The sequence below is a fragment of the Streptococcus oralis genome (assembly GCF_016028255.1).
Lineage (GTDB): Bacteria > Bacillota > Bacilli > Lactobacillales > Streptococcaceae > Streptococcus > Streptococcus oralis_AC.
The window spans coordinates 219,392-243,147 of the sequence record NZ_CP065707.1 but is presented as its reverse complement, the minus strand read 5'-3'; the positions used below and the strand labels follow the sequence as shown (position 1 = coordinate 243,147).

General features: G+C 43.3%; 22 protein-coding genes and 1 riboswitch. Of the genes, 15 read left to right on the top strand and 7 right to left on the bottom strand.

The window, feature by feature from the left end; all coding sequences use genetic code 11:
- Positions 1–38 precede the first annotated feature (38 nt).
- A complete protein-coding gene (gene mutS, locus I6G42_RS01205) occupies positions 39–2,573 on the top strand; it encodes a DNA mismatch repair protein MutS (protein WP_038804660.1) in 2,535 nt (844 codons plus the stop codon).
- A gap of 40 nt (positions 2,574–2,613) precedes the next feature.
- Here mutS and I6G42_RS01200 read toward each other — a convergent pair whose 3' ends face one another.
- Together I6G42_RS01200 and I6G42_RS01195 are read right to left on the bottom strand one after the other, a co-directional pair.
- On the bottom strand, positions 2,614–3,072 hold the full coding sequence (locus tag I6G42_RS01200; protein WP_038804659.1) for a DUF3021 domain-containing protein: 459 nt from the start codon (positions 3,070–3,072) through the stop codon (positions 2,614–2,616).
- A complete protein-coding gene (locus I6G42_RS01195) occupies positions 3,069–3,509 on the bottom strand; it encodes a LytTR family DNA-binding domain-containing protein (RefSeq protein WP_038804658.1) in 441 nt (146 codons plus the stop codon). Before I6G42_RS01195 ends, I6G42_RS01200 begins: the two co-directional genes overlap by 4 nt.
- Before the next feature lie 208 nt (positions 3,510–3,717).
- On the opposite strand from I6G42_RS01195, the gene mutL reads away from it, so the two are divergent.
- Complete coding sequence (gene mutL / locus I6G42_RS01190) at positions 3,718–5,667, top strand: DNA mismatch repair endonuclease MutL (RefSeq protein ID WP_038804656.1); 1,950 nt, start codon at positions 3,718–3,720, stop codon at positions 5,665–5,667.
- Between the two features lie 151 nt (positions 5,668–5,818).
- Here mutL and I6G42_RS01185 read toward each other — a convergent pair whose 3' ends face one another.
- Positions 5,819–6,316 (bottom strand): helix-turn-helix domain-containing protein, encoded by a 498-nt coding sequence (locus I6G42_RS01185; RefSeq protein ID WP_038804804.1) that lies wholly within the window; start codon positions 6,314–6,316, stop codon positions 5,819–5,821.
- 159 nt (positions 6,317–6,475) lie between these two features.
- Here I6G42_RS01185 and ruvA point away from each other — a divergent pair, with 159 nt between their 5' ends.
- Positions 6,476–7,069 carry a Holliday junction branch migration protein RuvA gene (ruvA, locus tag I6G42_RS01180; protein ID WP_038804655.1) on the top strand — a complete coding sequence of 198 codons (594 nt, stop codon included), beginning with the start codon at positions 6,476–6,478 and terminating at the stop codon, positions 7,067–7,069.
- 9 nt (positions 7,070–7,078) lie between these two features.
- The gene (locus I6G42_RS01175; RefSeq protein WP_038804654.1) at positions 7,079–7,642 is read left to right on the top strand and encodes a DNA-3-methyladenine glycosylase I; all 564 of its coding nucleotides are present in this window, start codon (positions 7,079–7,081) and stop codon (positions 7,640–7,642) included.
- 82 nt (positions 7,643–7,724) lie between these two features.
- Here the strand turns inward: I6G42_RS01175 and I6G42_RS01170 are convergent, their stop codons facing one another.
- The 4 genes from I6G42_RS01170 to I6G42_RS01155 all read right to left on the bottom strand — a co-directional run bounded on the left by I6G42_RS01170 (position 7,725) and on the right by I6G42_RS01155 (position 10,904).
- A complete protein-coding gene (locus I6G42_RS01170) occupies positions 7,725–7,988 on the bottom strand; it encodes a SemiSWEET family transporter (RefSeq protein ID WP_000166112.1) in 264 nt (87 codons plus the stop codon).
- 105 nt (positions 7,989–8,093) lie between these two features.
- The gene (locus I6G42_RS01165; RefSeq protein ID WP_038804653.1) at positions 8,094–9,128 is read right to left on the bottom strand and encodes a S66 family peptidase; all 1,035 of its coding nucleotides are present in this window, start codon (positions 9,126–9,128) and stop codon (positions 8,094–8,096) included.
- A 142-nt stretch (positions 9,129–9,270) separates the two neighbouring features.
- The gene (locus tag I6G42_RS01160) at positions 9,271–9,948 is read right to left on the bottom strand and encodes a DUF1129 domain-containing protein (RefSeq protein WP_038804652.1); all 678 of its coding nucleotides are present in this window, start codon (positions 9,946–9,948) and stop codon (positions 9,271–9,273) included.
- Between the two features lie 11 nt (positions 9,949–9,959).
- Positions 9,960–10,904: a magnesium transporter CorA family protein gene (locus I6G42_RS01155; protein ID WP_038804651.1), complete on the bottom strand. Its 945-nt coding sequence runs from the start codon at positions 10,902–10,904 to the stop codon at positions 9,960–9,962.
- Between the two features lie 136 nt (positions 10,905–11,040).
- Between I6G42_RS01155 and uvrA the strand changes: the two genes are divergently transcribed.
- From uvrA to I6G42_RS01100, 11 genes are all read left to right on the top strand, one after another.
- Entirely contained in the window at positions 11,041–13,872 is a 2,832-nt protein-coding gene (gene uvrA / locus I6G42_RS01150; protein WP_038804650.1) for an excinuclease ABC subunit UvrA, read from the top strand.
- Positions 13,865–14,926, top strand: a complete 1,062-nt coding sequence (locus I6G42_RS01145) for a M24 family metallopeptidase (RefSeq protein WP_038804649.1) — start codon at positions 13,865–13,867, stop codon at positions 14,924–14,926. Before uvrA ends, I6G42_RS01145 begins: the two co-directional genes overlap by 8 nt.
- A 55-nt stretch (positions 14,927–14,981) precedes the next feature.
- Positions 14,982–15,133: riboswitch (M-box (ykoK) riboswitch) on the top strand.
- Positions 15,134–15,328: 195 nt separating this feature from the next.
- Positions 15,329–17,989: a magnesium-translocating P-type ATPase gene (mgtA, locus tag I6G42_RS01140; RefSeq protein ID WP_038804647.1), complete on the top strand. Its 2,661-nt coding sequence runs from the start codon at positions 15,329–15,331 to the stop codon at positions 17,987–17,989.
- Between the two features lie 134 nt (positions 17,990–18,123).
- Positions 18,124–18,522: a transcriptional regulator Spx gene (gene spx / locus I6G42_RS01135; protein WP_000591165.1), complete on the top strand. Its 399-nt coding sequence runs from the start codon at positions 18,124–18,126 to the stop codon at positions 18,520–18,522.
- Positions 18,523–18,585: 63 nt separating this feature from the next.
- The gene (locus I6G42_RS01130) at positions 18,586–19,155 is read left to right on the top strand and encodes an SP0191 family lipoprotein (RefSeq protein ID WP_038804646.1); all 570 of its coding nucleotides are present in this window, start codon (positions 18,586–18,588) and stop codon (positions 19,153–19,155) included.
- 87 nt (positions 19,156–19,242) lie between these two features.
- On the top strand, positions 19,243–19,509 hold the full coding sequence (locus I6G42_RS01125) for an IreB family regulatory phosphoprotein (RefSeq protein WP_000507060.1): 267 nt from the start codon (positions 19,243–19,245) through the stop codon (positions 19,507–19,509).
- 3 nt (positions 19,510–19,512) lie between these two features.
- Positions 19,513–19,932 carry a Holliday junction resolvase RuvX gene (gene ruvX, locus I6G42_RS01120; protein ID WP_038804645.1) on the top strand — a complete coding sequence of 140 codons (420 nt, stop codon included), beginning with the start codon at positions 19,513–19,515 and terminating at the stop codon, positions 19,930–19,932.
- Between the two features lie 15 nt (positions 19,933–19,947).
- Entirely contained in the window at positions 19,948–20,253 is a 306-nt protein-coding gene (locus I6G42_RS01115; RefSeq protein ID WP_000017624.1) for a DUF1292 domain-containing protein, read from the top strand.
- 256 nt (positions 20,254–20,509) lie between these two features.
- Complete coding sequence (locus tag I6G42_RS01110) at positions 20,510–21,760, top strand: bifunctional folylpolyglutamate synthase/dihydrofolate synthase (RefSeq protein WP_038804644.1); 1,251 nt, start codon at positions 20,510–20,512, stop codon at positions 21,758–21,760.
- 91 nt (positions 21,761–21,851) lie between these two features.
- Positions 21,852–22,307, top strand: coding sequence for an SP_0198 family lipoprotein (locus tag I6G42_RS01105; RefSeq protein WP_038804642.1), 456 nt, complete (start codon positions 21,852–21,854; stop codon positions 22,305–22,307).
- 185 nt (positions 22,308–22,492) lie between these two features.
- Complete coding sequence (locus I6G42_RS01100; RefSeq protein ID WP_038804641.1) at positions 22,493–23,644, top strand: iron-containing alcohol dehydrogenase; 1,152 nt, start codon at positions 22,493–22,495, stop codon at positions 23,642–23,644.
- Positions 23,645–23,756 lie beyond the last annotated feature (112 nt).

Genomic DNA, 23,756 nt, shown 5'->3' with positions numbered 1-23,756 from the left:
TGTTCCCAAGCCTTATTTTTGACAAGGAGAGAGCCAATATGACGACAGAAAAACTATCACCTGGTATGCAGCAGTATGTGGATATTAAAAAGCAATATCCAGATGCTTTTTTGCTCTTTCGGATGGGTGATTTTTATGAGCTGTTTTACGAAGATGCGGTCAATGCGGCGCAGGTTTTAGAGATTTCACTGACCAGTCGTAATAAAAATGCAGAAAATCCGATACCCATGGCTGGTGTTCCCTATCATTCTGCCCAGCAGTATATTGATGTTTTGATTGAGCAGGGCTATAAGGTGGCTATTGCTGAGCAGATGGAGGATCCCAAACAAGCGGTTGGGGTTGTCAAGCGAGAGGTGGTTCAGGTCATCACCCCCGGTACAGTGGTTGATAGTAGTAAGCCCGATAGTCAGAACAATTTCTTGGTTGCCATAGATCGTGATGGCAATCAATTTGGTCTGGCATATATGGATCTGGTGACCGGTGACTTTTATGTGACGGGTTTATTGGATTTCACGCTGGTTTGTGGGGAAATCCGTAACCTCAAGGCTCGTGAAGTGGTGCTGGGTTATGATTTGTCTGAGGAAGAAGAACAAATCCTCAGCCGTCAGATGAATCTGGTGCTTTCTTATGAGAAGGATGGCTTTGAGGATATTCATTTACTGGATCCACGACTGGCATCTGTGGAGCAAGCAGCAGCTAGTAAGCTGCTCCAGTATGTTCACCGGACCCAGATGCGGGAATTGAACCATCTCAAACCAGTTATCCGCTATGAAATCAAAGATTTCTTACAGATGGACTATGCGACAAAGGCTAGTCTGGATTTGGTTGAGAATGCTCGTTCAGGCAAGAAGCAAGGCAGTCTTTTCTGGCTTTTGGATGAAACCAAAACGGCTATGGGAATGCGGCTCTTGCGTTCTTGGATCCATCGTCCTTTGATTGATAAGGAGCGAATCGTCCAACGTCAAGAGGTGGTGCAGGTCTTTCTTGACCACTTCTTTGAGCGCAGTGATTTAACAGACAGTCTCAAGGGTGTTTATGATATCGAACGCTTGGCTAGTCGGGTTTCTTTTGGCAAGACCAATCCCAAGGATCTCTTGCAGTTGGCGACCACTTTATCCAGTGTGCCACGGATTCGAGCGATTTTAGAGGCAATGGAGCAACCTGCTCTGGCCTATCTTATCGAACAATTGGATGGAATCCCTGAGTTGGAGAGTTTGATTAGCGCAGCGATTGCTCCTGAAGCTCCTCATGTGATTACGGAAGGCGGCATTATCCGTACGGGATTTGATGAGACCTTGGATAAATACCGCCGAGTGCTCAGAGAAGGGACCAGTTGGATTGCTGAGATTGAGGCTAAGGAGAGAGAGAACTCTGGCATCAGTACGCTCAAGATTGACTACAATAAAAAGGACGGTTACTATTTCCATGTGACCAATTCGCAACTGGGGAATGTGCCGGCCCACTTTTTCCGAAAGGCGACGCTGAAAAACTCAGAACGCTTTGGTACTGAGGAATTAGCCCGTATCGAGGGGGATATGTTGGAGGCGCGTGAGAAGTCAGCCAACCTAGAGTATGAAATCTTTATGCGCATCCGTGAGGAAGTCAGCAAGTATATACAGCGTTTGCAGGCTCTAGCCCAAGGAATTGCAACGGTTGATGTCTTGCAAAGTCTGGCGGTTGTAGCTGAAACCCAGCATCTGATCCGACCTGAGTTTGGCGACGACTCACAAATCGATATCCAGAAAGGGCGTCATGCTGTCGTTGAAAAGGTCATGGGAGCTCAGACCTATATTCCTAATACTATTCAGATGGCAGAAGATACCAGCATTCAATTGATTACAGGGCCCAACATGAGTGGGAAGTCTACCTACATGCGCCAGCTAGCCATGACTGCGGTTATGGCCCAGATGGGTTCCTATGTTCCTGCTGAGAGTGCCTATTTGCCGATTTTTGATGCTATCTTTACCCGTATAGGAGCAGCAGATGACTTGGTTTCAGGTCAATCAACCTTCATGGTAGAGATGATGGAGGCCAACAATGCCATTTCGCATGCGACCAAGGACTCACTCATTCTCTTCGATGAATTGGGACGCGGAACTGCAACTTATGACGGGATGGCTCTTGCACAGTCCATCATCGAATATATTCATGAACATATCGGAGCCAAAACCCTCTTTGCGACCCACTACCATGAGTTGACCAGTCTGGAGTCTAGCTTGGAACACTTGGTCAATGTCCACGTGGCAACCTTAGAACAGGATGGACAGGTCACTTTCCTTCACAAGATCGAACCAGGACCAGCTGACAAATCCTACGGTATCCACGTTGCTAAGATTGCTGGCTTACCAGCAGAACTTTTAGCAAGAGCGGATAAGATTTTGAAACAACTGGAGAGTCAAGGGACGGAAAGTCCTGCTCCAATGAGAGAAACAAGTGCTGTTACTGAACAGATGTCACTCTTTGACGCGCCTGAAGAGCACCCTATCCTAGCAGAATTAGCAGAACTGGATGTTTACAATATGACACCTATGCAGGCTATGAATGTCTTAGTTGAGTTCAAACAAAAATTATAAAAAGAACCCCACTCATGCATTTGTGAGTGGGATTTCTTTATTACTTTTTATGGACCAAAAGTTGATTGATGTGGTCTACTTTTTTAGCTTCTCTTTTATAGAGAATAGCCCAGATGATGAGGTAGACGATCGCAAACTCTGGAATGAGCTGGAGATAGAAAATCCAGTGGAAGGGAAACCAACCAGCCAGAGTTGCTAGTGGGACAAAGCCAGCCAGCATGAGGAAGAAATGGGAAAGTGTGGCACGGAGCAAGCTCCAGTCACGGCTGAATAATCGCTTACCAAAGCTAAAGAGAACGCCGATAGCTGACCAGATAAGTGTGCAGTAGAGCAAAACCAGGGCGCCGTGAACCTGATGTTGAGCCATCACTTGGCCGATGAGAGAGTCGGAACTTAATGGGGCGTAGGTATTTGGAGCATAAATGAGTGAAAAGATGATAGAGAGGATGAGGCCGATGAGGACACCAGCAGCTGCGTCGTGAAATACTTGTTTTTTCATAGTTCTAATTTCTCCTTGATGGTTTTTAGGTAACGGCGTGAAGAGTAGGTGAAGCTTTCGTTTTTCAAGAAAATTTCAACCAGACCGTTGGGCGTGAGCTTGAGATGAGAGATCGAGTCGATATTAACGATTTCTGATTGGGAAATTTGGATAAAAGTGGTTGGCAGAATTTCAAGAACCTGATAGAGCCACAAATCAATGCTGTAGGTCTGAGATGCAGTTTCTGCTAGAACCTTTCGATTCTCGATATAGAAGCGCTGAATCTTGCCAATTTCAACTAGATAGACCTGATCATCAATCTTACCTTTGATTGTTTCTTTTTGGTCAAGATTTTCAGCAAATTCGATGATTTTTTGGACGTTTTTAGTTTCTTGAGGTGCTTGGACAATCAGCTTTTCTTCCTTGTACGTCTCCTTAATCTGTAGTTCTACTTTCATAAATTTCCCTCCTTTTCAGTTATACAAGCTTGTGATCACTTCCTGTACACCTTTATTAAACACTATTTTACGGTCCATGGCAAGGGACTTTGTCTATGTGGAGAGATTTAGAGTCTATGTGGTATTTGCTTTTTCTGGTAGCATCTGAAATATGGTATAATAGCACTGATCAATTTCTAGGAAAATAGATACAGAAAGGGGCTGAAAGATGTCTCATATTATTGAATTGCCAGAGGTACTGGCAAACCAGATAGCGGCGGGAGAAGTGATTGAACGTCCTGCTAGTGTGGTCAAAGAGTTGGTAGAAAATGCCATTGACGCTGGCTCTAGCCAGATTATCATTGAGATTGAAGAAGCTGGTCTCAAGAAAATCCAAATCACCGATAATGGCCATGGAATTGTCCACGATGAGGTGGAATTGGCTTTGCGTCGTCATGCGACTAGTAAGATAAAAAATCAAGCAGATCTTTTTCGGATTCGGACGCTTGGTTTTCGTGGTGAAGCCCTGCCTTCTATCGCTTCTGTTAGTGTTCTGACTCTGTTAACGGCGGTAGATGGTGCTAGTCATGGAACCAAGTTAGTCGCGCGTGGGGGAGAAGTTGAGGAAGTCATTCCAGCGACTAGTCCAGTGGGAACCAAGGTTTGTGTGGAGGATCTCTTTTTCAACACGCCAGCCCGTCTCAAGTATATGAAGAGCCAGCAAGCGGAGTTGTCTCATATCATTGATATTGTCAACCGTCTGGGCTTGGCCCATCCTGAGATTTCCTTCAGTTTGATTAGTGATGACAAGGAGATGACGCGGACAGCAGGGACTGGTCAACTGCGTCAAGCCATCGCAGGAATTTATGGTTTGGCGAGTGCCAAGAAGATGATTGAAATTGAGAATTCTGACCTTGATTTCGAAATTACAGGTTTTGTGTCCTTGCCTGAGTTAACTAGAGCCAACCGCAACTATATCAGTCTTTTCATCAATGGTCGTTATATCAAGAACTTCCTACTCAATCGTGCTATTTTAGATGGTTATGGCAGTAAGCTCATGGTTGGACGTTTTCCACTGGCTGTCATTCACATCCATATCGATCCTTATCTAGCGGATGTCAATGTACATCCAACCAAGCAAGAGGTACGGATTTCCAAGGAAAAAGAACTGATGACGCTGGTCTCAGAAGCTATTTCCAACAGTCTCAAGGAGCAAACCTTGATTCCAGATGCCTTGGAAAATCTTGCCAAATCGACCGTGCGCAATCGTCAAAAGGTGGAGCAGACCATTCTCCCACTCAAAGAAAATACGCTCTACTATGAGAAAACTGAGCCGACAAGACCTAGTCAAGCTGAAGTAGCTGATTATCAGGTAGAATTGACTGATGAAGGACAGGATTTGACTTTATTTGCCAAAGAAACCTTGGAGCAATTGACTAAGCCAGCAAAACTGCATTTTGCAGAGAGAAAGCCAGCTAACTATGACCAACTGGACCATCCAGAGCTAGATTTAGCCAGTCTAGATAAGGCCTATGATAAGCTGGAGCGAGAAGAATCTTCAAGCTTCCCAGAGTTGGAATTTTTCGGGCAAATGCATGGAACCTATCTCTTTGCCCAAGGGCGAGATGGGCTCTATATCATAGACCAGCACGCTGCTCAGGAACGGGTCAAGTATGAGGAATACCGAGAAAGTATTGGTAATGTTGACCAGAGCCAGCAGCAACTCCTAGTGCCCTATATCTTTGAATTTCCAGCGGATGATGCCCTACGTCTCAAGGAAAGAATGGCACTTTTGGAGGAAGTGGGCGTCTTTCTAGCAGAGTACGGGGAGAATCAATTTATTTTACGTGAACATCCTATCTGGATGGCAGAAGAAGAGATTGAATCAGGCATCTATGAGATGTGTGACATGCTCCTTTTGACCAAGGAAGTTTCTATCAAGAAATATCGAGCAGAGTTGGCTATTATGATGTCCTGCAAGCGGTCTATCAAGGCTAACCATCGTATCGATGGACACTCGGCTAGACAGCTCCTCTATCAGCTTTCTCAATGTGATAATCCCTACAACTGTCCCCACGGACGTCCTGTTTTGGTGCACTTCACTAAGTCGGATATGGAAAAGATGTTCCGTCGCATTCAGGAAAATCACACTAGTCTTCGTGAGTTGGGGAAATATTAAGAACACAAAAAGCCTTTGTTCCTTTTAAACAAGGCTTTTTAGTTTTTCTAAGGTGGTACTTTGATTGGATATGGGCAAGTTGACACGAGGTTTACACTTGCTTGACAAGACCAGTCCTATAAAAAGTGTTGTGAAAACTGAACTAGGTGACTCAAGATTTTGTAGTGTCGTCTTTGTCGGAAGGATTCTCAAGACCAATCACTTTATCAAGATAACGTTGTTTGGTTTTGAGAGCTTTGTTGATAGCAATCGCTGAAGCAATCAAAAGAACGAAGGTCAGCCAAATCCAGGCGGTGAATTCGGCTGGGAAACTAGAACCAGCTAAAAAGAGATAGATAGCCAGAGCCAAGACGAAAATATAAATCATTTGCCAGAGACCAAAGGATTTAGCCTCTTTATAGTATTTGTCCTTTTCTTCCTCCAAAATCACTGCTGTGGAATCTTTTTCAGAGTTTTCATCCAGTAGTAGATAGTCAGTTGTCACTTGGAAAATCTTGCTTAATTCAATGATTTTTTCGATTTCAGGAAGGACTTGTCCAGACTCCCATTTTGAGATGCTTTGCCGAGAAACATTGATTTGTTCTGCTAGCTTTTCCTGGGACCAACCTTTTTCCTTTCTGAGCTCAAATAGTTTTTCTGCGAGTTTCATCATTCTATCCTCCTTTTTCTACCTCTATCCTAACAGTTTTTACTTATAATGAGAATACAATCTCCTGTACTATTTGTCAACCAGAGGTTGCACCTTTTGTTGCCATCTGTCTTGGGAAAATATGATATACTAGATAGGCAAAATAATGGAGAAAAAACTATGTACGAATATTTAAAAGGAATCATTACTAAAATCACTGCTAAATATATTGTCTTAGAGGTCAATGGTATCGGTTATATCTTGCGTGTAGCCAATCCCTATGCTTACTCAGGTCGGGTTAATCAAGAGACTCAAATTTATGTGCATCAAGTTGTTCGTGAGGACGCACATCTGCTCTATGGTTTTCGCTCAGAAGATGAGAAGAAGCTCTTTCTTAGTCTGATCTCGGTCTCTGGGATTGGTCCTGTATCAGCTCTTGCTATCATCGCAGCCGATGATAATGCTGGCTTGGTTCAGGCGATTGAGACTAAGAACATCACCTACTTGACCAAGTTCCCTAAAATTGGTAAGAAAACAGCCCAACAGATGGTGCTAGACTTGGAAGGCAAGGTAGTCGTGGCTAGTGATGACCTTCCTGCCAAGGTGGCAGTGCAAACCAGCGCTGAAAACCAAGAACTGGAAGAAGCTATGGAAGCCATGTTGGCATTGGGCTACAAGGCGACCGAGCTCAAGAAAATCAAGAAATTCTTTGAAGGAACGACAGATACAGCCGAGAACTATATCAAGTCAGCTCTTAAGATGTTGGTCAAATAGGAGAATAATATGCCAAAACGTTGTTCGTGGGTCAAGATGACCAATCCTCTCTATATCGCCTACCACGATCAGGAGTGGGGCCAACCCCTTCATGACGACCGCGCTCTTTTTGAACTGCTCTGTATGGAGACTTATCAGGCTGGTCTGTCTTGGGAAACGGTACTAAAGAAACGCCAAGCTTTCCGAGAAGTCTTTTACAACTACCAAGCCCAACGTGTCGCAGAAATGACAGATGGGGAGTTGGAAGCCTTGTTAGATAATCCAGCCATCATCCGAAATCGTGCCAAGCTCTTTGCTACGCGTGCCAACGCTCAAGCATTTTTACAAGTCCAGAAAAACTACGGTTCCTTTGATACCTATCTCTGGTCTTTTGTTGAGGGGAAAACTATCGTGAATGATGTTCCTGACTATCGCCAAGCACCTGCTAAAACAGCCTTGTCTGAAAAATTAGCCAAAGATCTAAAAAAACGAGGTTTCAAGTTCACAGGTCCAGTTGCCGTTTTATCTTTTCTACAGGCGGCAGGTCTGATAGATGATCATGAGAATGATTGTGAGTGGAAAAGCGGAAGTTAGTGAGTCCAAGCGTCTAACTATCTGAGAATATAGAAAAAGCTGAGAAATTCCTCTCAGCTTTTTGATTATATGCTAGTAATTTTTATAGTGCAGTGAGAAATGTCAGTCCACCTAAGACAACGCCAGCTGAGTTTGGAATAATTAGTATCCAATCCTTCTTAGGTTCTTTTGTCCACCCGTAAATAACCCAAATTAAACAAGATACTGCTGCGGATAAAGGCTGGAATGGTTGAGCTTTGTTGCCTTGTAAATTGGCAAAAATTTGTGGGATGTAGGCGATAAATACAATAATCCCGATAAAGGCTCCAATTGAACCGACAATTTGATTTATTTTTTGTTTAGTCATATATACCTCCTTCAAAAAGATATCATAGAAATAAGCAAAATGCAATAAATTTAGACACAAATTGTAACGAAAATCAATACCAAAGCACAAAAATAGAGAAATTGTTTATTTTTTGTTATAGTCAAAGCGAATGACTTGCTCTTTTGCATCCACATAAGCATGGACGCCGAAGGGCACAACAGCTCTTGGTGTAGCATGGCCAACGTTTAGATTATAGACAATCGGGATATTGCTGTCAATGATGTTCATTAGCGCCTCTTTATAGTCATCATAGAAGGTTTCATCCATAGGTTTCCCGACCAAGAGTCCACTGATGACCTCAAATATCCCAGTTTCTTTCAAAGCCTGCAACATTTTTTTGAAGTCTTTCGGTTCAGGCTTTTCTTCGCTTGTTTCTAGCAAGAGGATCTTTCCTTCCCAGTCGGATAAATCAGGGAAGAGTTTGTACTTTTGGCAGAGTTCTCTACTGTCCGCATATCGAGAGTTGTCAAAGATATCATAGAGGGACTCAAGGCAACCACCGAGGATTTCCCCCTCAAACTGAGCATTTCCTTGTAACAAGTCAAAACCTGTATTTACATGACTGACCCGAGCTGTTCCCAGAGCCTTGGGGCTAAAATCAGCCCGTTCCTCATACCAAAGGTCGCTAGGGCGGATTTCTGAGATTCTTCCCGTCTCGATTAGTTCTTTAAAGTAATGAAGGCTATAGGCTAACATTTCCGTGTCTAATTCACAAATGTCTGCCAGAAAGGATTGCCCATAAAAAGTCTTGACCCCTAGTTTATGCAACGTGAGGTGATTGATGGTCGTATCCGAGAAACCAAGAAAAATCTTTTGTTTGATAACCTTTTGTAGTTGGTCATTTTCAAAAAGATAAGGTAGCAAACGATAGGTATCATCCCCACCGATGGCGCTAAGAATCATGTCAATGCTATCATCAGAAAATGCCTGCATCAAATCCTCTGCACGCGCCTCAGGATGATCCTTGATAAAGTCCAAGCCCTTTAGCGAATGGGGCAAAAAGACAGGATTGAGTCCCAAATCCTTGAGACGTTGGAGACCCAAGTCCACTTCGTGTTTGACAAAATCCTCTCCGATAACACCACTAGACAAACTAACAATACCAATAGTAGAAACCATATCTCATCCTCCTAGAAATAGATTGAGCCTATTTTATCACAAAAGATGAGAGAAAACTACAAGAATGAGACTCAGAAGTTCTATTGAATCTCAAGAAAGCAAGCAAAAAAGCAACCGCCTGAGCAGTTGCTTATTTATTATCTTAGTAACGTGATGGGCCCGCGCTTGCACTTCGGATATTGAAACGTTTCTTGAGATAGAAGCGAAGAGCGAGAAGGGCAGCTCCCAGGATAGCCAAAGGCAATGGAGCAAGGACTGGATTGAGGTTTGCTGGTAGGAAGCTTGTTGCAAAGAAGACAACCAACCAAAGGACTATAGAGGCCAGGATGACGAGGATTGATTTCCAGAATGGAGGGCGTTGACTACGGTCTGTGTCTGGTCCATAATACTGGTAAACAAAGTAGTACATCAAGTAGAAGGCAAGTCCTCCTACAAGTCCAACCAACAAGAGGGTAATCAAACCATAGCCAATAGCCTGATCTGCTGAGAAGAAGGTTGTGAGGGCACTGACGAGGGCAAAGAGGCTAGTGATGAAAAGAGCTGAGTCCATAATCATGAGTTTTGGATCGTCATTTTCCTTAGGATGCTCTTTTTCATATTGCTCCTTGACAGTGAAACTATGAGCCCAGTGGGTTGGAGCGCCATAGAGGGAACGAGCTGTCGTTCCTTTGGCTTGTTCTTCAAGGATTTTAGGAATAACTTCCTCAAAGACAGCCTTGATTTCAGCGTCTGTTTTACCATCTTTGATAAATTGTTGGGTAGCGATGTGGATAAATTCTTGGTTTTTCTTGGTTAGTTTTTGTAAATCAATCTGAGACATAGGAACTCCTCTTAGAACCATTTTTTATGGATGAGATAGAGAGTGAGCGAGACACTCATAGCAAAGGCGATAAAGACGATTAACCAGAAGGCGTGAGGCTCGCCGTTTAGAGGGATTTCATTATCCTTGAAGTTCATCCCGTAGGCTGAGAAGATCATGGTTGGGACAGACATGACGATGGTCACGAGAGCCAGAGTTTTCATGATGTTGTTCTGGTTATTGGAAATGATAGAGGCAAAGGTCTCTGTCATAGAGTGAAGGACGTTTCCATAGATATCTGCCATCTCGATGGCCTGTTGGGTTTCAATCAGGGTGTCTTCGAGTAGGTCTTCGTCTTCTAGGTATTTCTTGATATTGCTGGTTGCACTGGTCAATTTCTTGATCACGCGCTCGTTCGTCTTAAGTGAGGCCTTGAAATAGACGATGGTCTTTTCCAATTCCATGAGCTCGATCAGCTCTTCGTTTCGAGTAGACTTGTGAAGTTGACTTTCGATTTGTTCGCTCTTACGGTCAATCGAACGAAGGGCAGTCAGGTAAAGCTCTGCGTTGCGATAGAGAATCTGGAAGATAAAACGTGAACGCATGAAGGTGTAAAAGTTACGCAGTCTACGGTTGATAAAGACATCGAGAACTGGGAGGGCTTCCAAGCAGGTAGTGATAATGGTTTCCTCGGTGATGATAATCCCTAGCGGAATCGTTACGTAGTAGGTGCGATTGTTTCTTTCCTCTGTGATGGGAACGTCCACGATGATCAAAGTATACTCATCTTCGATGGTAATACGGGACATTTCTTCCGCATCGAGCGGTGCTCGGAGGTCGGTGATGTCGATATCGAAGGCGTTGGCAATTTCCAACGATTCATTTTGTGTAGGATTGACGAGGTTGATCCAAGTACCCGGTTCAAGCGTGTCGATCTCTTTAAATTCAGTTGTTGTTGAGAGAAAAACTTGTTTCATATCCCCTATCCTTTCCTACTATTCAGTGATTCATTTTTTGCACCGTACTATTATACTATAAAAACAGCTTTTTGGGTAATAGAATTTCACATTTTTTGGTATAATGGAAAGCAATAATGGACTAGAAAGAACAAAGATGCAAGATAAAATTGTGATTCATGGGGCACGTGCCCATAACTTAAAAAATATCGATGTGGAGATTCCTAGAGACAAGCTGGTCGTCGTAACGGGCTTGTCAGGTTCTGGGAAATCCAGTCTAGCTTTTGATACCCTCTATGCGGAGGGACAACGTCGCTATGTAGAGAGTTTGTCAGCCTACGCTCGCCAGTTCTTGGGCAATATGGAAAAACCAGACGTGGATGCTATTGATGGCCTCAGCCCAGCTATTTCCATTGACCAGAAAACCACCAGCAAAAACCCGCGCTCGACCGTTGGAACAACGACTGAAATCAATGACTATCTGCGTCTCCTCTACGCACGTGTGGGGACGCCTTACTGTATCAACGGGCATGGGGCTATCAAGGCTTCTTCTGTTGAGCAAATCGTTGATAAGGTCTTGGAGTTGCCTGAACGTCAGCGTTTGCAAATTTTAGCTCCTGTCATTCGTAAGAAAAAAGGGCAACATAAGAGCGTCATTGAAAAGGTTCAGAAAGACGGCTACGTCCGCGTCCGAGTGGATGGGGAAGTCTATGATGTGACCGAAGTACCAGAGCTATCCAAGAGCAAGAAGCACAATATCGATGTCGTGGTTGACCGTATTGTCATCAAGGAGGGTATCCGTAGCCGTCTCTTTGACTCCATTGAGGCTGCCCTTCGTATCGCAGAAGGCTATGTGATTATCGACACTATGGACGATTCTGAGTTGCTCTTCTCTGAGCATTATGCTTGCCCAGTTTGTGGCTTTACTGTTCCAGAGTTAGAGCCTCGTCTCTTCTCCTTTAATGCCCCTTTTGGCTCTTGTAGCGAGTGTGATGGTTTAGGCATCAAGCTGGAGGTGGATACTGATTTGGTAGTTCCTGATACCAGCAAAACTTTGCGTGAGGGGGCTTTGGCTCCTTGGAATCCTATCTCATCCAACTACTATCCAAACATGCTGGAACAAGCCATGACAGCCTTTGGAGTGGATATGGATAAGCCTTTTGAGGACTTGTCAGAAGAAGATAAAAACTTGATTCTCTATGGGTCTGAGGGCAAGGAATTTCATTTCCACTATGAGAATGAATTTGGCGGTGTGCGCGATATCGACATTCCTTTTGAGGGAGTTGTCAATAATATCAAGCGTCGTTACCATGAGACTAACAGTGATTACACCCGCACTCAGATGCGCCTCTATATGAATGAACTGACCTGCGGAACTTGTCACGGCTACCGTCTTAACGATCAGGCCTTGTCTGTCCGTGTGGGTGGCGAGCAAGGTCCCCATATCGGAGAGATTTCAGACTTGTCTATCGCAGACCACTTGGAGTTGGTGAGCCAGCTGACCTTATCTGAAAATGAAGCCATCATAGCTCGTCCTATTCTCAAGGAAATTAAGGACCGTTTGACCTTCCTCAATAACGTGGGTCTTAATTATCTAACCCTGTCACGTTCGGCAGGAACCCTATCAGGAGGAGAGAGTCAGCGTATTCGCTTGGCAACCCAGATTGGTTCTAATCTATCAGGCGTCCTTTATATTCTAGATGAGCCGTCGATCGGACTTCACCAGAGGGACAATGACCGTCTCATTGCCAGCTTGAAAAAAATGCGTGACTTGGGCAATACTCTCATCGTTGTGGAACACGACGAAGATACCATGCGCGAGGCGGATTATCTGATTGACGTTGGTCCTGGTGCGGGAGTCTTTGGTGGGGAAATCGTCGCTGCAGGGACACCTAAGCAAGTGGCTCGCAACAGTAAGTCCATCACAGGTCAGTACTTGTCGGGCAAAAGAGCCATTCCAGTGCCAGCAGAGCGCCGTTCCGGAAATGGTCGTTTTATCGAGGTGACAGGAGCGCGTGAGAACAACTTGCAAAATGTCACTGCTCGCTTCCCACTAGGAAAATTTATCGCAGTGACGGGGGTATCTGGCTCAGGGAAATCGACCCTAATCAACAGCATCCTCAAAAAAGCTATTGCTCAGAAACTCAACCGCAATTCAGACAAACCTGGTAAGTTTAAAACGATTACAGGGATTGAGCATGTGGATCGTCTGATTGATATTGACCAGAGCCCAATCGGACGGACACCGAGGTCTAATCCAGCTACCTATACAGGAGTTTTTGACGATATACGTGACCTTTTTGCCCAGACAAATGAAGCTAAGATTAGAGGCTACAAGAAGGGTCGTTTCAGTTTCAACGTCAAGGGAGGTCGTTGTGAAGCCTGCTCAGGTGACGGGATTATCAAGATCGAGATGCACTTCTTGCCAGATGTTTACGTGGCTTGTGAAGTCTGCCACGGGACTCGCTACAACAGTGAAACCCTAGAAGTCCACTATAAGGAAAAGAATATCTCGCAGGTCTTGGACATGACCGTCAACGATGCGGTGGAATTTTTCCAACACATTCCTAAGATTCAACGCAAACTTCAGACCATCAAGGATGTGGGGCTGGGCTATGTAACGTTAGGGCAACCAGCTACGACCCTTTCAGGGGGAGAAGCCCAACGTATGAAGTTGGCTAGTGAACTCCACAAACGCTCGACAGGAAAATCTTTCTACATTCTGGATGAGCCAACGACAGGGCTTCATACTGAGGACATTGCTCGCTTGCTCAAGGTCTTAGCTCGCTTTGTCGACGATGGCAATACAGTCCTCGTCATCGAGCACAATTTGGATGTCATCAAGACGGCAGACCATATCATCGATTTGGGACCTGAGGGCGGTGTCGGTGGTGGAACCATCATCGCAACAGGAACTCCAGAAGAAGTAGCGGGCAATGAAGCCAGCTACACAGGACACTATTTGAAAGGAAAGTTACATCATGAATAAACGTGTACAAGCATTTCTAGCTAAAATGCAAGAAAAAGAACTAGATGGTATCATCATCAACAACCTTAAAAACGTCTATTATTTGACTGGTTTTTGGGGTTCAAATGGAACAGTCTTTATCAGCCGTGACCGTCAGATTTTGGTGACAGACTCTCGCTATATCATTGCAGCTAAGCAAGAAGTGACAGGTTTTGAGATTGTGGCTGACCGCGATGAATTGGCTGTTATTGCAGGCATTGTTAAGGATATGGGCTTGTCTCGGGTCGGTTTTGAGGACGAGATTGCGGTTTCTTATTACCACCGTATGCAGGCAGCTTTTGCAGGAATTGACTTGCTTCCACAGACTCAGTTTGTTGAAGCGCTTCGTATGATTAAAGATGAGAAAGAGATTGCGACTATTCGCAAGGCTTGTTCTATCTCAGACCAAGCTTTTCGCGATGCGCTTGATTTTATCAAACCAGGAAAAACTGAAATTGAGATTGCCAACTTCCTTGATTTCCGCATGCGGGAGCTAGGAGCGGCAGGCTTGTCTTTTGATACCATTTTAGCAAGTGGCATCAACTCTTCTAAGCCCCATGCTCATCCAATGCACAAACCGGTTGAAGCGGGAGAAGCTATTACCATGGACTTCGGCTGTCTCTACGACCACTATGTCAGTGATATGACACGGACCATCTACCTCGGTCATGTCAGTGACGAGCAGGCAGAAATATACAATACGGTTCTGAAAGCCAACCAAGCTCTGATTGATCAAGCTAAGGCTGGCTTAGGTTTCCGTGACTTTGACAAAATTCCTCGTGATATTATTATCGAGGCAGGTTATGGCGACTACTTTACACACGGTATCGGACACGGTATCGGACTGGATATCCACGAAGAACCTTACTTTAGCCAAACTTCCAAAGAAGTCATTAAATCCGGTATGGTCTTGACTGATGAACCAGGTATTTATATTGAAGGAAAATACGGCGTTCGTATTGAAGATGATATCTTAATTACAGATAACGGTTGCGAATTGTTGACTCTAGCGCCGAAGGAATTAATTGTTATTTAAGAAAATTATGATAAATCGTTGACTTTTATATTTTAAAGGTTTATACTGATAGACGAAAACGGTAGGTGAGGCTACCATAGGGATACGGATGACTACCGCAAAGCAGTGGAGACACTACTCGTTGGTCAACAGTCCTGGTCGCGAAGGCCAAGACTAAGCTCATTTCATTGCCCTATGGAGTTAAAGCTTGAACGAAAAAACAGATAATTAGTTTTTTAATCCTGCCATTTTATGGTGGGATTTTCTACTGTTTTAGAACAAGGAAAGGAGACAGACGATGCAAATTGACGATCACCCAGAACCGCACATACACAGCCAATCGCTGATTTGTGTCGTTCTGCCCTTATAAAGTGATTGGTCTCTGTGTATGAAACACATCATTCATACAGATAGGAGAAACCAATGAAAACTACAAAAGAAAGATTAGCAGTAGCTATTCACACACCTTTAAAAGAAACTCTATCTTTTTACAAGACAAGCCTAACAGGCTTGACTGAGGAGCAGGTGGAGAAAAATCGTGACCTATATGGCGAAAACACCATCACCAAGGGTCAAGAAGACAGTATCCTCAAAAAGATTTACGAATCTATCATTAATCCATTTACTATCATCTTGCTAGTTATCGCCATGATTTCCATGGTGACCAATGTCTGGTTGGCGAAGCCTGGACAAGAAGATCCGACAACCTCTATCATCATCGTCGTTCTCGTATTGATCTCTGGTGGCATACGCTTTGTCCAAGAATTACGGAGCGATAAAGCTGCGACCAATCTATCAAAAATGATTGTGAACACAGCCACAGTTATTCGCGAAGGCCAGAGTTTAGAGATCGCGATTGAGGATTTGGTCGTTGGAGATATGGTCAAGTTGAGTGCTGGAGATATGATTCCAGCAGATCTCCTTTTGATTGAATCGCGCGATTTCTTTGTCCAACAGTCAGGCTTAACAGGCGAAAGTGATTCAGTTGAAAAACTAGCCTTGTCAAAAATGAGTCAGTCAAATTTTGACAGCTTGCTAGAAGCAGAAGCGCTTGCTTTCATGGGAACCAACGTAATATCAGGAAGTGCCAAGGCTTTGATTCTAGCGGTCGGTGATGACACCATGATGGGGGAAATAGAGCAGACTCTCAATACTTATGACGAGCCCACCTCTTTCGAACGGGATATGAACAGTATCTCCTGGCTTTTAATCCGTTTGATGTTGGTCATGGTTCCCATCGTATTTCTTTCCAATGGTTTGACGGATGGAGATTGGTTAGAGGCTGGCGTATTTGCTTTGAGCGTGGGTGTCGGGCTTACACCTGAGATGCTTCCCATGATCATCACGGCCAGTCTAGCAAAAGGCTCCATTATTATGGCAAAGGAAAAAGTCGTTATCAAAAAACTCAATGCCATACAGGACCTAGGTGCTATTGATATCCTGTGTACGGATAAAACCGGAACCCTTACCCAAGACGAAATCGTCCTTGAATATCCTTTGGATATACATGGAGATTTGGATTTGTCTGTGTTGAGACGGGCCTACCTCAATTCCTATTTTCAAACCGGTTTGAAAAACTTGATGGACCGTGCTATTATCAGTAGAACTGAAAAAGAAGCTAAAGAACACGCTGTTCTACAAAATTTGGATACTAGCTTCCAAAAAATCGATGAGCTTCCATTTGATTTTGAACGTAGACGGATGAGTGTCATCGTCAAGGATGAGAACGAAGTTGTTAGTTTGGTAACCAAGGGTGCCCTAGAGGAAATGCTTGCGATTTCAACCCATGTGGAATATCAAGGTCAGATTAGTCCTTTGACGGATGATATCCGAGTGGAAATCTTAAAAGAAGTGGACCAACTCAATCAACAGGGCTTACGAGTCTTGGGAGTCGCTTATAAAACAGGTCTAAAAGAAGGTTTTGCTTACTCCGTTGAAGATGAAAAGGAAATGATTCTAACAGGATATCTTGCCTTTCTAGATCCACCAAAACCATCTGCAGCCCCTGCTATCCAAGCTTTATTAGAGTATGGTGTTCAAACCAAGATCTTGACTGGGGATAATGAGAAGGTGACCCAAGCAGTATGCGAAAAAGTTGGTTTAGACGTTGATCAAATCTTGTTGGGTTCTGATATTGATGCCATGACGGACGAAGAGTTGTCCCAAGCAGTTGAGAAGGTGACGGTCTTTGCCAAACTCTCTCCGGATCAAAAAGCACGAATCATTTTACAAATCAAATCTAATGGACATTGTGTCGGCTATATGGGAGATGGGATCAATGATGCCCCATCTATGAAAGTAGCCGATGTGGGGATTTCTGTTGATACAGCAGTAGATATTGCCAAAGAAACGGCTGATGTCATTTTGCTAGATAAGGATTTGATGGTGCTTGAAAAAGGGCTGGTTGAAGGACGGAAAGTCTATGCTAATATGACCAAATACATCAAGATGACGGTCAGCTCTAATTTCGGGAACATTTTCTCTCTGTTAGTGTCTGGTATCTTTTTACCTTTCCTTCCTATGGCTCCGATTCACTTGATTGTGTTAAACCTAGTCTACGATCTTTCTTGTATCGCCTTGCCATTTGATAATGTGGATGAAGACTTCTTGAAGCATCCTCATAAGTGGGAAGCTCAGTCCATTACTCGCTTTATGATTTGGATGGGACCGATTTCTTCTGTTTTCGATATTTTGACCTTTATCTTGCTCTATTTTGTCATTGTGCCAATGGCGACAGGCCAAGCCTATGTTCATGGAGCAGATTCTGCAAGGGGCTTTATCATCTTGTTCCAGACTGGTTGGTTCATTGAATCCATGTGGTCCCAAACCATGGTTATCCATATGCTTCGTTCAGCAAAGCTTCCTTTCTTACAAAGTCGTCCATCATGGTTTGTTCTTGGAACAACCTTGCTAGCAGCTAGCTTTGTGACCTTCCTTCCCTACTCTTCAATTGCTAGCCTGCTTCATTTAACCCCTTTGGAACCAATTTATTTCCTCTTTTTGCTTTTGATAATCGTTCTCTATATGATCAGTGTTACAGTTGTGAAACGTTTATATATCAAAAAATTTAAAAGTTGGCTATAAATTGATTTTGTCAAGAAAAAAGTACGAAAATCGCTAAAAAAGTTAAATTTTTTTAAAAATAGGTCGCAAGTCGGATGTTTTTTATGGTATAATAGACTAAACTGATAGTAACATGTAGCGAAAGGGGTAGGCACATGATTAAGATTTATACCGTCTCCAGTTGCACAAGCTGTAAGAAAGCGAAGACTTGGCTCAACGCACACCAGTTAAGTTATAAAGAACAAAACCTTGGTAAAGAAGGGATTACGAGAGAAGAACTACTCGATATTCTGACAAAGACAGATAATGGAATTGCCAGCATTGTATCATCAAAAAACCGCTATGCGAAAGCTTTAGGAGTTGACATCGAAGATTTGAGTGTCAATGAAGTACTCAACTTAATCATGGAAACACCACGGATCTTAAAAAGTCCTATTCTAGTTGACGAGAAGCGTTTGCAGGTCGGTTACAAAGAAGATGATATCCGTGCCTTTTTACCACGCTCTGTCCGTAATGTAGAAAATGCAGAAGCACGTTTGCGTGCAGCTCTATAAACATCGAGGCTGGGGTATCTCCTAGCCTTGTTCATTTTTTATCAAAAAATTATGTGAGGAATTATGAAAAAGATAGTAATTGGCGCAGCTACTCTCCTCCTGCTACTTGCAGGATGTGGCCAAAAGAAGGAAACGACATCCAGTTCAAAAAGTGAATCCGAAACACTCCAGTCTACTCTGCCCGTTTTGGAAAATGCGGAAAAGAATACGGTTGTGACCAAGACTTTGATTTTCCCTGAGTCAGGAGATGGTGTCAAGCAAACGCAAACCATTACCTATAAAGGGAAACAATTTCTAAAATTGGTTATTCGGCAAATACGGCCCTTAAGTGAGGAATTGAAATCCTTTATCGCTGACCACGGTCTTGAAGAAACTCAAAAAGCTCTTTTAGAAGCAGAAGAAAAGGATGAAATACTTCAGGAAGCGCGCAAATTGGCAGGTTTTACACTTGAAACCAAACTGCTCAGTGAGACTGAAATCCAGACCACAACGACCTATGATTTACAAGTCTTGGATGTCAAAAAGGCGTCACAGACAGATTATTTGAAAAATCTTGGCTTAGAGACTCTTTTGAAAAATGAACCAAGCCAATATATCGCAGACAGAGTGGCAAATGGTGCGACAGAACAGTAAGAAAATCCAAATAAATGGATTGACTTAATTGTAGAACGTAAGGAAATATGCTATAATAGTACTATTCTAAGGAAAGAGGGTGTTAGAATGGGATTTACTGAAGAAACTGTACGTTTTAAATTGGATGATTCCAACAAAAAAGAGATTAGCGAGACGTTGACAGATGTCTATGCTTCTTTGAATGAAAAGGGTTATAATCCGATAAATCAAATCGTCGGTTATGTATTGAGTGGAGACCCTGCCTACGTTCCTCGTTACAATAATGCACGAAATCAAATTCGTAAGTATGAGCGTGATGAAATTGTTGAAGAATTGGTGCGCTATTACCTTAAAGGACAAGGAGTCGATCTATAATCTATGAGAATTATGGGATTGGACGTCGGTTCAAAAACAGTGGGTGTTGCGATTAGCGATCCACTAGGCTTCACCGCTCAAGGACTTGAAATCATCCAGATTAATGAGGATCAGGGCCAGTTTGGTTTTGACCGTATCAAGAAATTGGTTGACAGCTATAAGGTGGAACGCTTTGTAGTAGGCTTGCCTAAAAATATGAACAATACCAGTGGTCCGCGAGTAGAAGCCAGTCAGGCCTACGGAGCAAAACTAGAGGAACTTTTTGGTTTGCCAGTAGACTATCAAGATGAGCGTTTGACGACGGTCGCTGCAGAACGTATGTTGATTGAACAAGCAGATATCAGTCGCAATAAACGCAAGAAAGTTATTGATAAGTTGGCTGCTCAGCTGATTTTGCAAAATTATTTAGATAGAAAATTTTAAGACAGAGGAGAAACTATGTCACACGATCACAACCATGACCACGAAGAACGTGAATTGATTACACTAGTAGATGAGCAAGGAAATGAAACCTTGTTTGAAATTCTTTTGACCATCGACGGGAAAGAAGAATTTGGTAAGAACTATGTTCTTCTAGTGCCAGTTAACGCAGAAGAAGATGAAAACGGTGAAGTTGAAATCCAAGCTTACTCATTCATCGAAAATGAAGACGGAACAGAAGGCGAATTGCAACCAATCCCAGAAGACTCAGAAGACGAGTGGAACATGATTGAAGAAGTCTTCAACAGCTTTATGGAGGAGTAAAAACATCCAGTGGATGTTTTTAGCCCTGCGCCAGAAATTAGAAACGTAGGAACGTCCGGGGGACGTTTTTAGCCCAGATCCTTGAAATAAGAGAGAGCTGGTGAGTCTGGGAGACATTTTTAGCTTACGTTGAAATTCATAGTAGCTAGTGATTAGCTAACCAGGTAAGAGGTCGGGATTTTTGTCCCGACCTCGCTTTTTATTTGCAATCATACTTTGATGCAGTAGTTGATTGTACTTTTGTAAGGAGACATGTATGTTTGAAGTAGAAGAATGGCTCCATAGTCGGATTGGTTTAAACTTTAGATCTGGACTTGGACGAATGCAGCGAGCAGTGGATTTGCTGGGGAATCCTGAGAAGACTTATCCTATTATCCACGTAACAGGGACTAATGGTAAAGGGTCAACTATTGCCTTCATGAGGGAGTTGTTTGTTTCTCATGGTAAAAAAGTTGGTACTTTTACCTCTCCTCATATCATCAGTATCCATGATAGAATCTGTATTAATGGGCAACCGATCGTAGATGAAGACTTTACCCGTATAGCTAACCAAGTCAAGGAGATGGAAAAAACTCTTTTGGAAACACATGACCAATTGTCTTTCTTTGAGTTGTTGACCTTGATTGCTTTGCTTTACTTTAAAGAGCAGGACGTGGATCTAGTTCTTCTAGAAGTGGGGATTGGTGGTCTGCTTGACACCACTAATGTCGTAACAGGAGAGATTGCAGTTATAACTTCGATTGGGTTAGATCATCAGGAGACCTTGGGTGAGAGTCTGGAGGAGATAGCAGGGCAGAAAGCTGGTATTTTCAAGTCTGGTAAGAAGGCAGTCATTGCCAAGCTTGCTCCAGAAGCGGAGCTTGTCTGCCAAAGTAAAGCGAGAGAGTTAGACGTAAATCTTTATCAAGCTGGACGAGACCTCACCTTGAAAACTGGAAATTTCTCAAGCAGCCTAGCAAGCTTTTCACAGCTTGAAATCGGTTTGGAAGGTGCTTATCAGCAAGAAAATGCCGCCTTGGCTTTACAAACTTTTCTTCTGTTTATGGCGTCAAGAGGTGAAGGTGTCGAAGAAGAACTTGTCAGACAGGCCTTGAAAGAAACACATTGGGCAGGTCGATTGGAACGGATTCGTCCGCATATCTACCTAGACGGGGCTCACAATCTTCCAGCTTTAAGTCGTCTGGTCGAGTTTATCCAGGGGAAAATCCAGCAAGGCTATCAAGTTCGCATCCTTTTTGGTGCCCTTAAACGCAAGGATTATCAAGGAATGTTAGGCTATCTATCTGAGCAGTTGCCTCAGGTGGAACTTAAGGTAACAGGCTTTGACTACCAAGGCTCTCTGGATGAAAAGGATGTGGCGGGTTACGATTTGATTCCTTCCTATGGCGATTTTATCAGAGAATTTGAAGAAAGAGCCAATGACCAGGATCTGCTTTTCGTGACGGGATCACTCTACTTTATCTCGGAAGTACGAGCGAGTTTAGTAGGAAGCGATGGGATTAGTTGACCGTCTAGGTTTAAGTTGCTATACTGAAGGTAGGAGGTATATCTGGAAACGATTCCAGCAAAACATTGGCACAAAAAGAAAGGAAATCGCTATGAAGACGAAAACATTCACACTTTCTATTGCTTCCCTAGCAATTCTTAGTCTTTTAGCAGCTTGTGGACCTAAGGCACAAGCCCCTACCCAGCAATCTGCACAGCAATCATCTTCTCAACAAGAATCATCTTCTAGCGCTGCTACAAGTGCTAGTCAACCACAAGCCTCCTCAAGTCAGGACACTACTGTTGCTCAACCGACTAACATCGATGGTACCTACACTGGAAAAGATGAGAATGATCAGATCACTCTTGTTGTAACAGGTAAGACTGGTACATGGACTGAGGTCGAGCCAGATGGAGATAAGGAAATCAAGCAAGTCACCTTTGAGCCAGAAAATCAACGTGTCATTATCGGTGATGATGTCAAAATTTACGCGGTTAATGGTAATCAATTGATTATCGACGATATGGACCGAGAGGCATCTGACCGAGTGGTATTAACTAAGCAATAATGATTAAGTAAAAGTTCCAATGAGATGAAAGCTATCTTTTTGGAGCTTTTTTTCTTGAAAAAAGGGCTGGCTGTTCTTTACTAACTTTTTACTTAAAACGCTTACAAATATTTGTAAAACTTCTTATAAGGTCGTATACTTATGGTAAATAATCAAATAGCGCAGAGGCGCAGGAGGAAAAGCATATGGCTACATTTTACGTTCCATCAGTTAACCTTATTGGTAAAGGTGTTGTAAATGAAGTAGGTCCGTATATCAAGGAACTGGGGTATAAGAAGGCCCTTTTGGTGACAGATAAATTCATCGAAGACAGTGATATTTTACCTAAGGTCCTAAAACCACTAGATGCTGAAGGGATTGAATATGTGATCTTTAGCGATGTGGAGCCAAATCCGACTTGCAAGAACGTCACAGACGGAGTGGCCGCCCTGAAAGAGCATGGATGTGACTTCATCATCAGTCTTGGAGGAGGATCTCCTCAGGATGCGGCTAGTTGTATCTCTATCATCGCGACAAATGGTGGAAAACCACAGGACTACGAAGGTCTTCACAAGTCTGCTGAAAAAGGGTTGCCAGTGGTTGCGATCAATACAACAGCTGGAACTTCTGCAGAAATCACCATTAACTATGTCATTACTGACGAAGAACGCAAGGTCAAGATGGTAATGGTTGATAAGAACAGCCTCGCCCTTATCTCTGTCAATGATCCAGAACTCATGCTTTCAAAACCGAAAGGATTGACAGCAGCGACAGGTATGGATGCTCTTACCCATGCTGTCGAAGCCTTGGTAACACCAGGTGCTTATAATGTGACTAAGAAACTCTCTATCGGAGCGATTGAACTCATCAAGGAGTACCTCCCTCGTGCCGTAGCAAATGGCCATGATATTGAAGCGCGTGAGGCTATGGTCAATGCCATCTTCCTCGGTGGTATGAGCTTTAACAATGCTGGCTTGGGCTATGTTCATTCTATGGCTCACCAACTCGGTGCGGTATATAACTTGCCACATGGTGTCTGCTGTGCCATGCTTCTCCCAGTTGTAGAACGTGAAAATGCCAAGCGTGTACCAGAAGCTTTCCGCAATGTAGCCAAGGCCTTGGGACTCCATGTGGAAGGGAAAACAGACCAAGAATGTGCCGCCTATGCTATCACTGAAATTGAGAAACTGTCTGAAACAGTGGGTATTCCGAAGAAACTCACTGAACTTGGTATCCAAGAAAAAGATTTTGACTTTGATTACCTTTCTAAGAATGCTTTGATTGATGCCTGTGCACCTGGAAATCCATTTATGCCAACCTTGGAAGAAACCATTGCTCTCTACAAAGAACTTTTCTAATTCATAAAGTGAAAAGAAGCTAAATAATGCTGGAAAGGACTATCATTTTGGTAGTTCTTTTTAAGTCTCTTAATATCTTAGTTAAAAATATAAAAAGGTAAACGGTTGCTAT

Coding starts and splice junctions, on each gene's coding strand:
- I6G42_RS01145 (WP_038804649.1), top strand. CDS start 13,865: ATGAATAAACGTGTACAAGCATTTCTAGCTAAAATGCAAGAAAAAGAA.
- spx (WP_000591165.1), top strand. CDS start 18,124: ATGATTAAGATTTATACCGTCTCCAGTTGCACAAGCTGTAAGAAAGCG.
- I6G42_RS01110 (WP_038804644.1), top strand. CDS start 20,510: ATGTTTGAAGTAGAAGAATGGCTCCATAGTCGGATTGGTTTAAACTTT.
- I6G42_RS01125 (WP_000507060.1), top strand. CDS start 19,243: ATGGGATTTACTGAAGAAACTGTACGTTTTAAATTGGATGATTCCAAC.
- mutS (WP_038804660.1), top strand. CDS start 39: ATGACGACAGAAAAACTATCACCTGGTATGCAGCAGTATGTGGATATT.
- I6G42_RS01115 (WP_000017624.1), top strand. CDS start 19,948: ATGTCACACGATCACAACCATGACCACGAAGAACGTGAATTGATTACA.
- mutL (WP_038804656.1), top strand. CDS start 3,718: ATGTCTCATATTATTGAATTGCCAGAGGTACTGGCAAACCAGATAGCG.
- I6G42_RS01130 (WP_038804646.1), top strand. CDS start 18,586: ATGAAAAAGATAGTAATTGGCGCAGCTACTCTCCTCCTGCTACTTGCA.
- I6G42_RS01195 (WP_038804658.1), bottom strand. CDS start 3,509: ATGAAAGTAGAACTACAGATTAAGGAGACGTACAAGGAAGAAAAGCTG.
- ruvX (WP_038804645.1), top strand. CDS start 19,513: ATGAGAATTATGGGATTGGACGTCGGTTCAAAAACAGTGGGTGTTGCG.
- I6G42_RS01165 (WP_038804653.1), bottom strand. CDS start 9,128: ATGGTTTCTACTATTGGTATTGTTAGTTTGTCTAGTGGTGTTATCGGA.
- ruvA (WP_038804655.1), top strand. CDS start 6,476: ATGTACGAATATTTAAAAGGAATCATTACTAAAATCACTGCTAAATAT.
- I6G42_RS01105 (WP_038804642.1), top strand. CDS start 21,852: ATGAAGACGAAAACATTCACACTTTCTATTGCTTCCCTAGCAATTCTT.
- I6G42_RS01185 (WP_038804804.1), bottom strand. CDS start 6,316: ATGAAACTCGCAGAAAAACTATTTGAGCTCAGAAAGGAAAAAGGTTGG.
- I6G42_RS01155 (WP_038804651.1), bottom strand. CDS start 10,904: ATGAAACAAGTTTTTCTCTCAACAACAACTGAATTTAAAGAGATCGAC.
- mgtA (WP_038804647.1), top strand. CDS start 15,329: ATGAAAACTACAAAAGAAAGATTAGCAGTAGCTATTCACACACCTTTA.
- I6G42_RS01170 (WP_000166112.1), bottom strand. CDS start 7,988: ATGACTAAACAAAAAATAAATCAAATTGTCGGTTCAATTGGAGCCTTT.
- I6G42_RS01160 (WP_038804652.1), bottom strand. CDS start 9,948: ATGTCTCAGATTGATTTACAAAAACTAACCAAGAAAAACCAAGAATTT.
- uvrA (WP_038804650.1), top strand. CDS start 11,041: ATGCAAGATAAAATTGTGATTCATGGGGCACGTGCCCATAACTTAAAA.
- I6G42_RS01100 (WP_038804641.1), top strand. CDS start 22,493: ATGGCTACATTTTACGTTCCATCAGTTAACCTTATTGGTAAAGGTGTT.
- I6G42_RS01175 (WP_038804654.1), top strand. CDS start 7,079: ATGCCAAAACGTTGTTCGTGGGTCAAGATGACCAATCCTCTCTATATC.
- I6G42_RS01200 (WP_038804659.1), bottom strand. CDS start 3,072: ATGAAAAAACAAGTATTTCACGACGCAGCTGCTGGTGTCCTCATCGGC.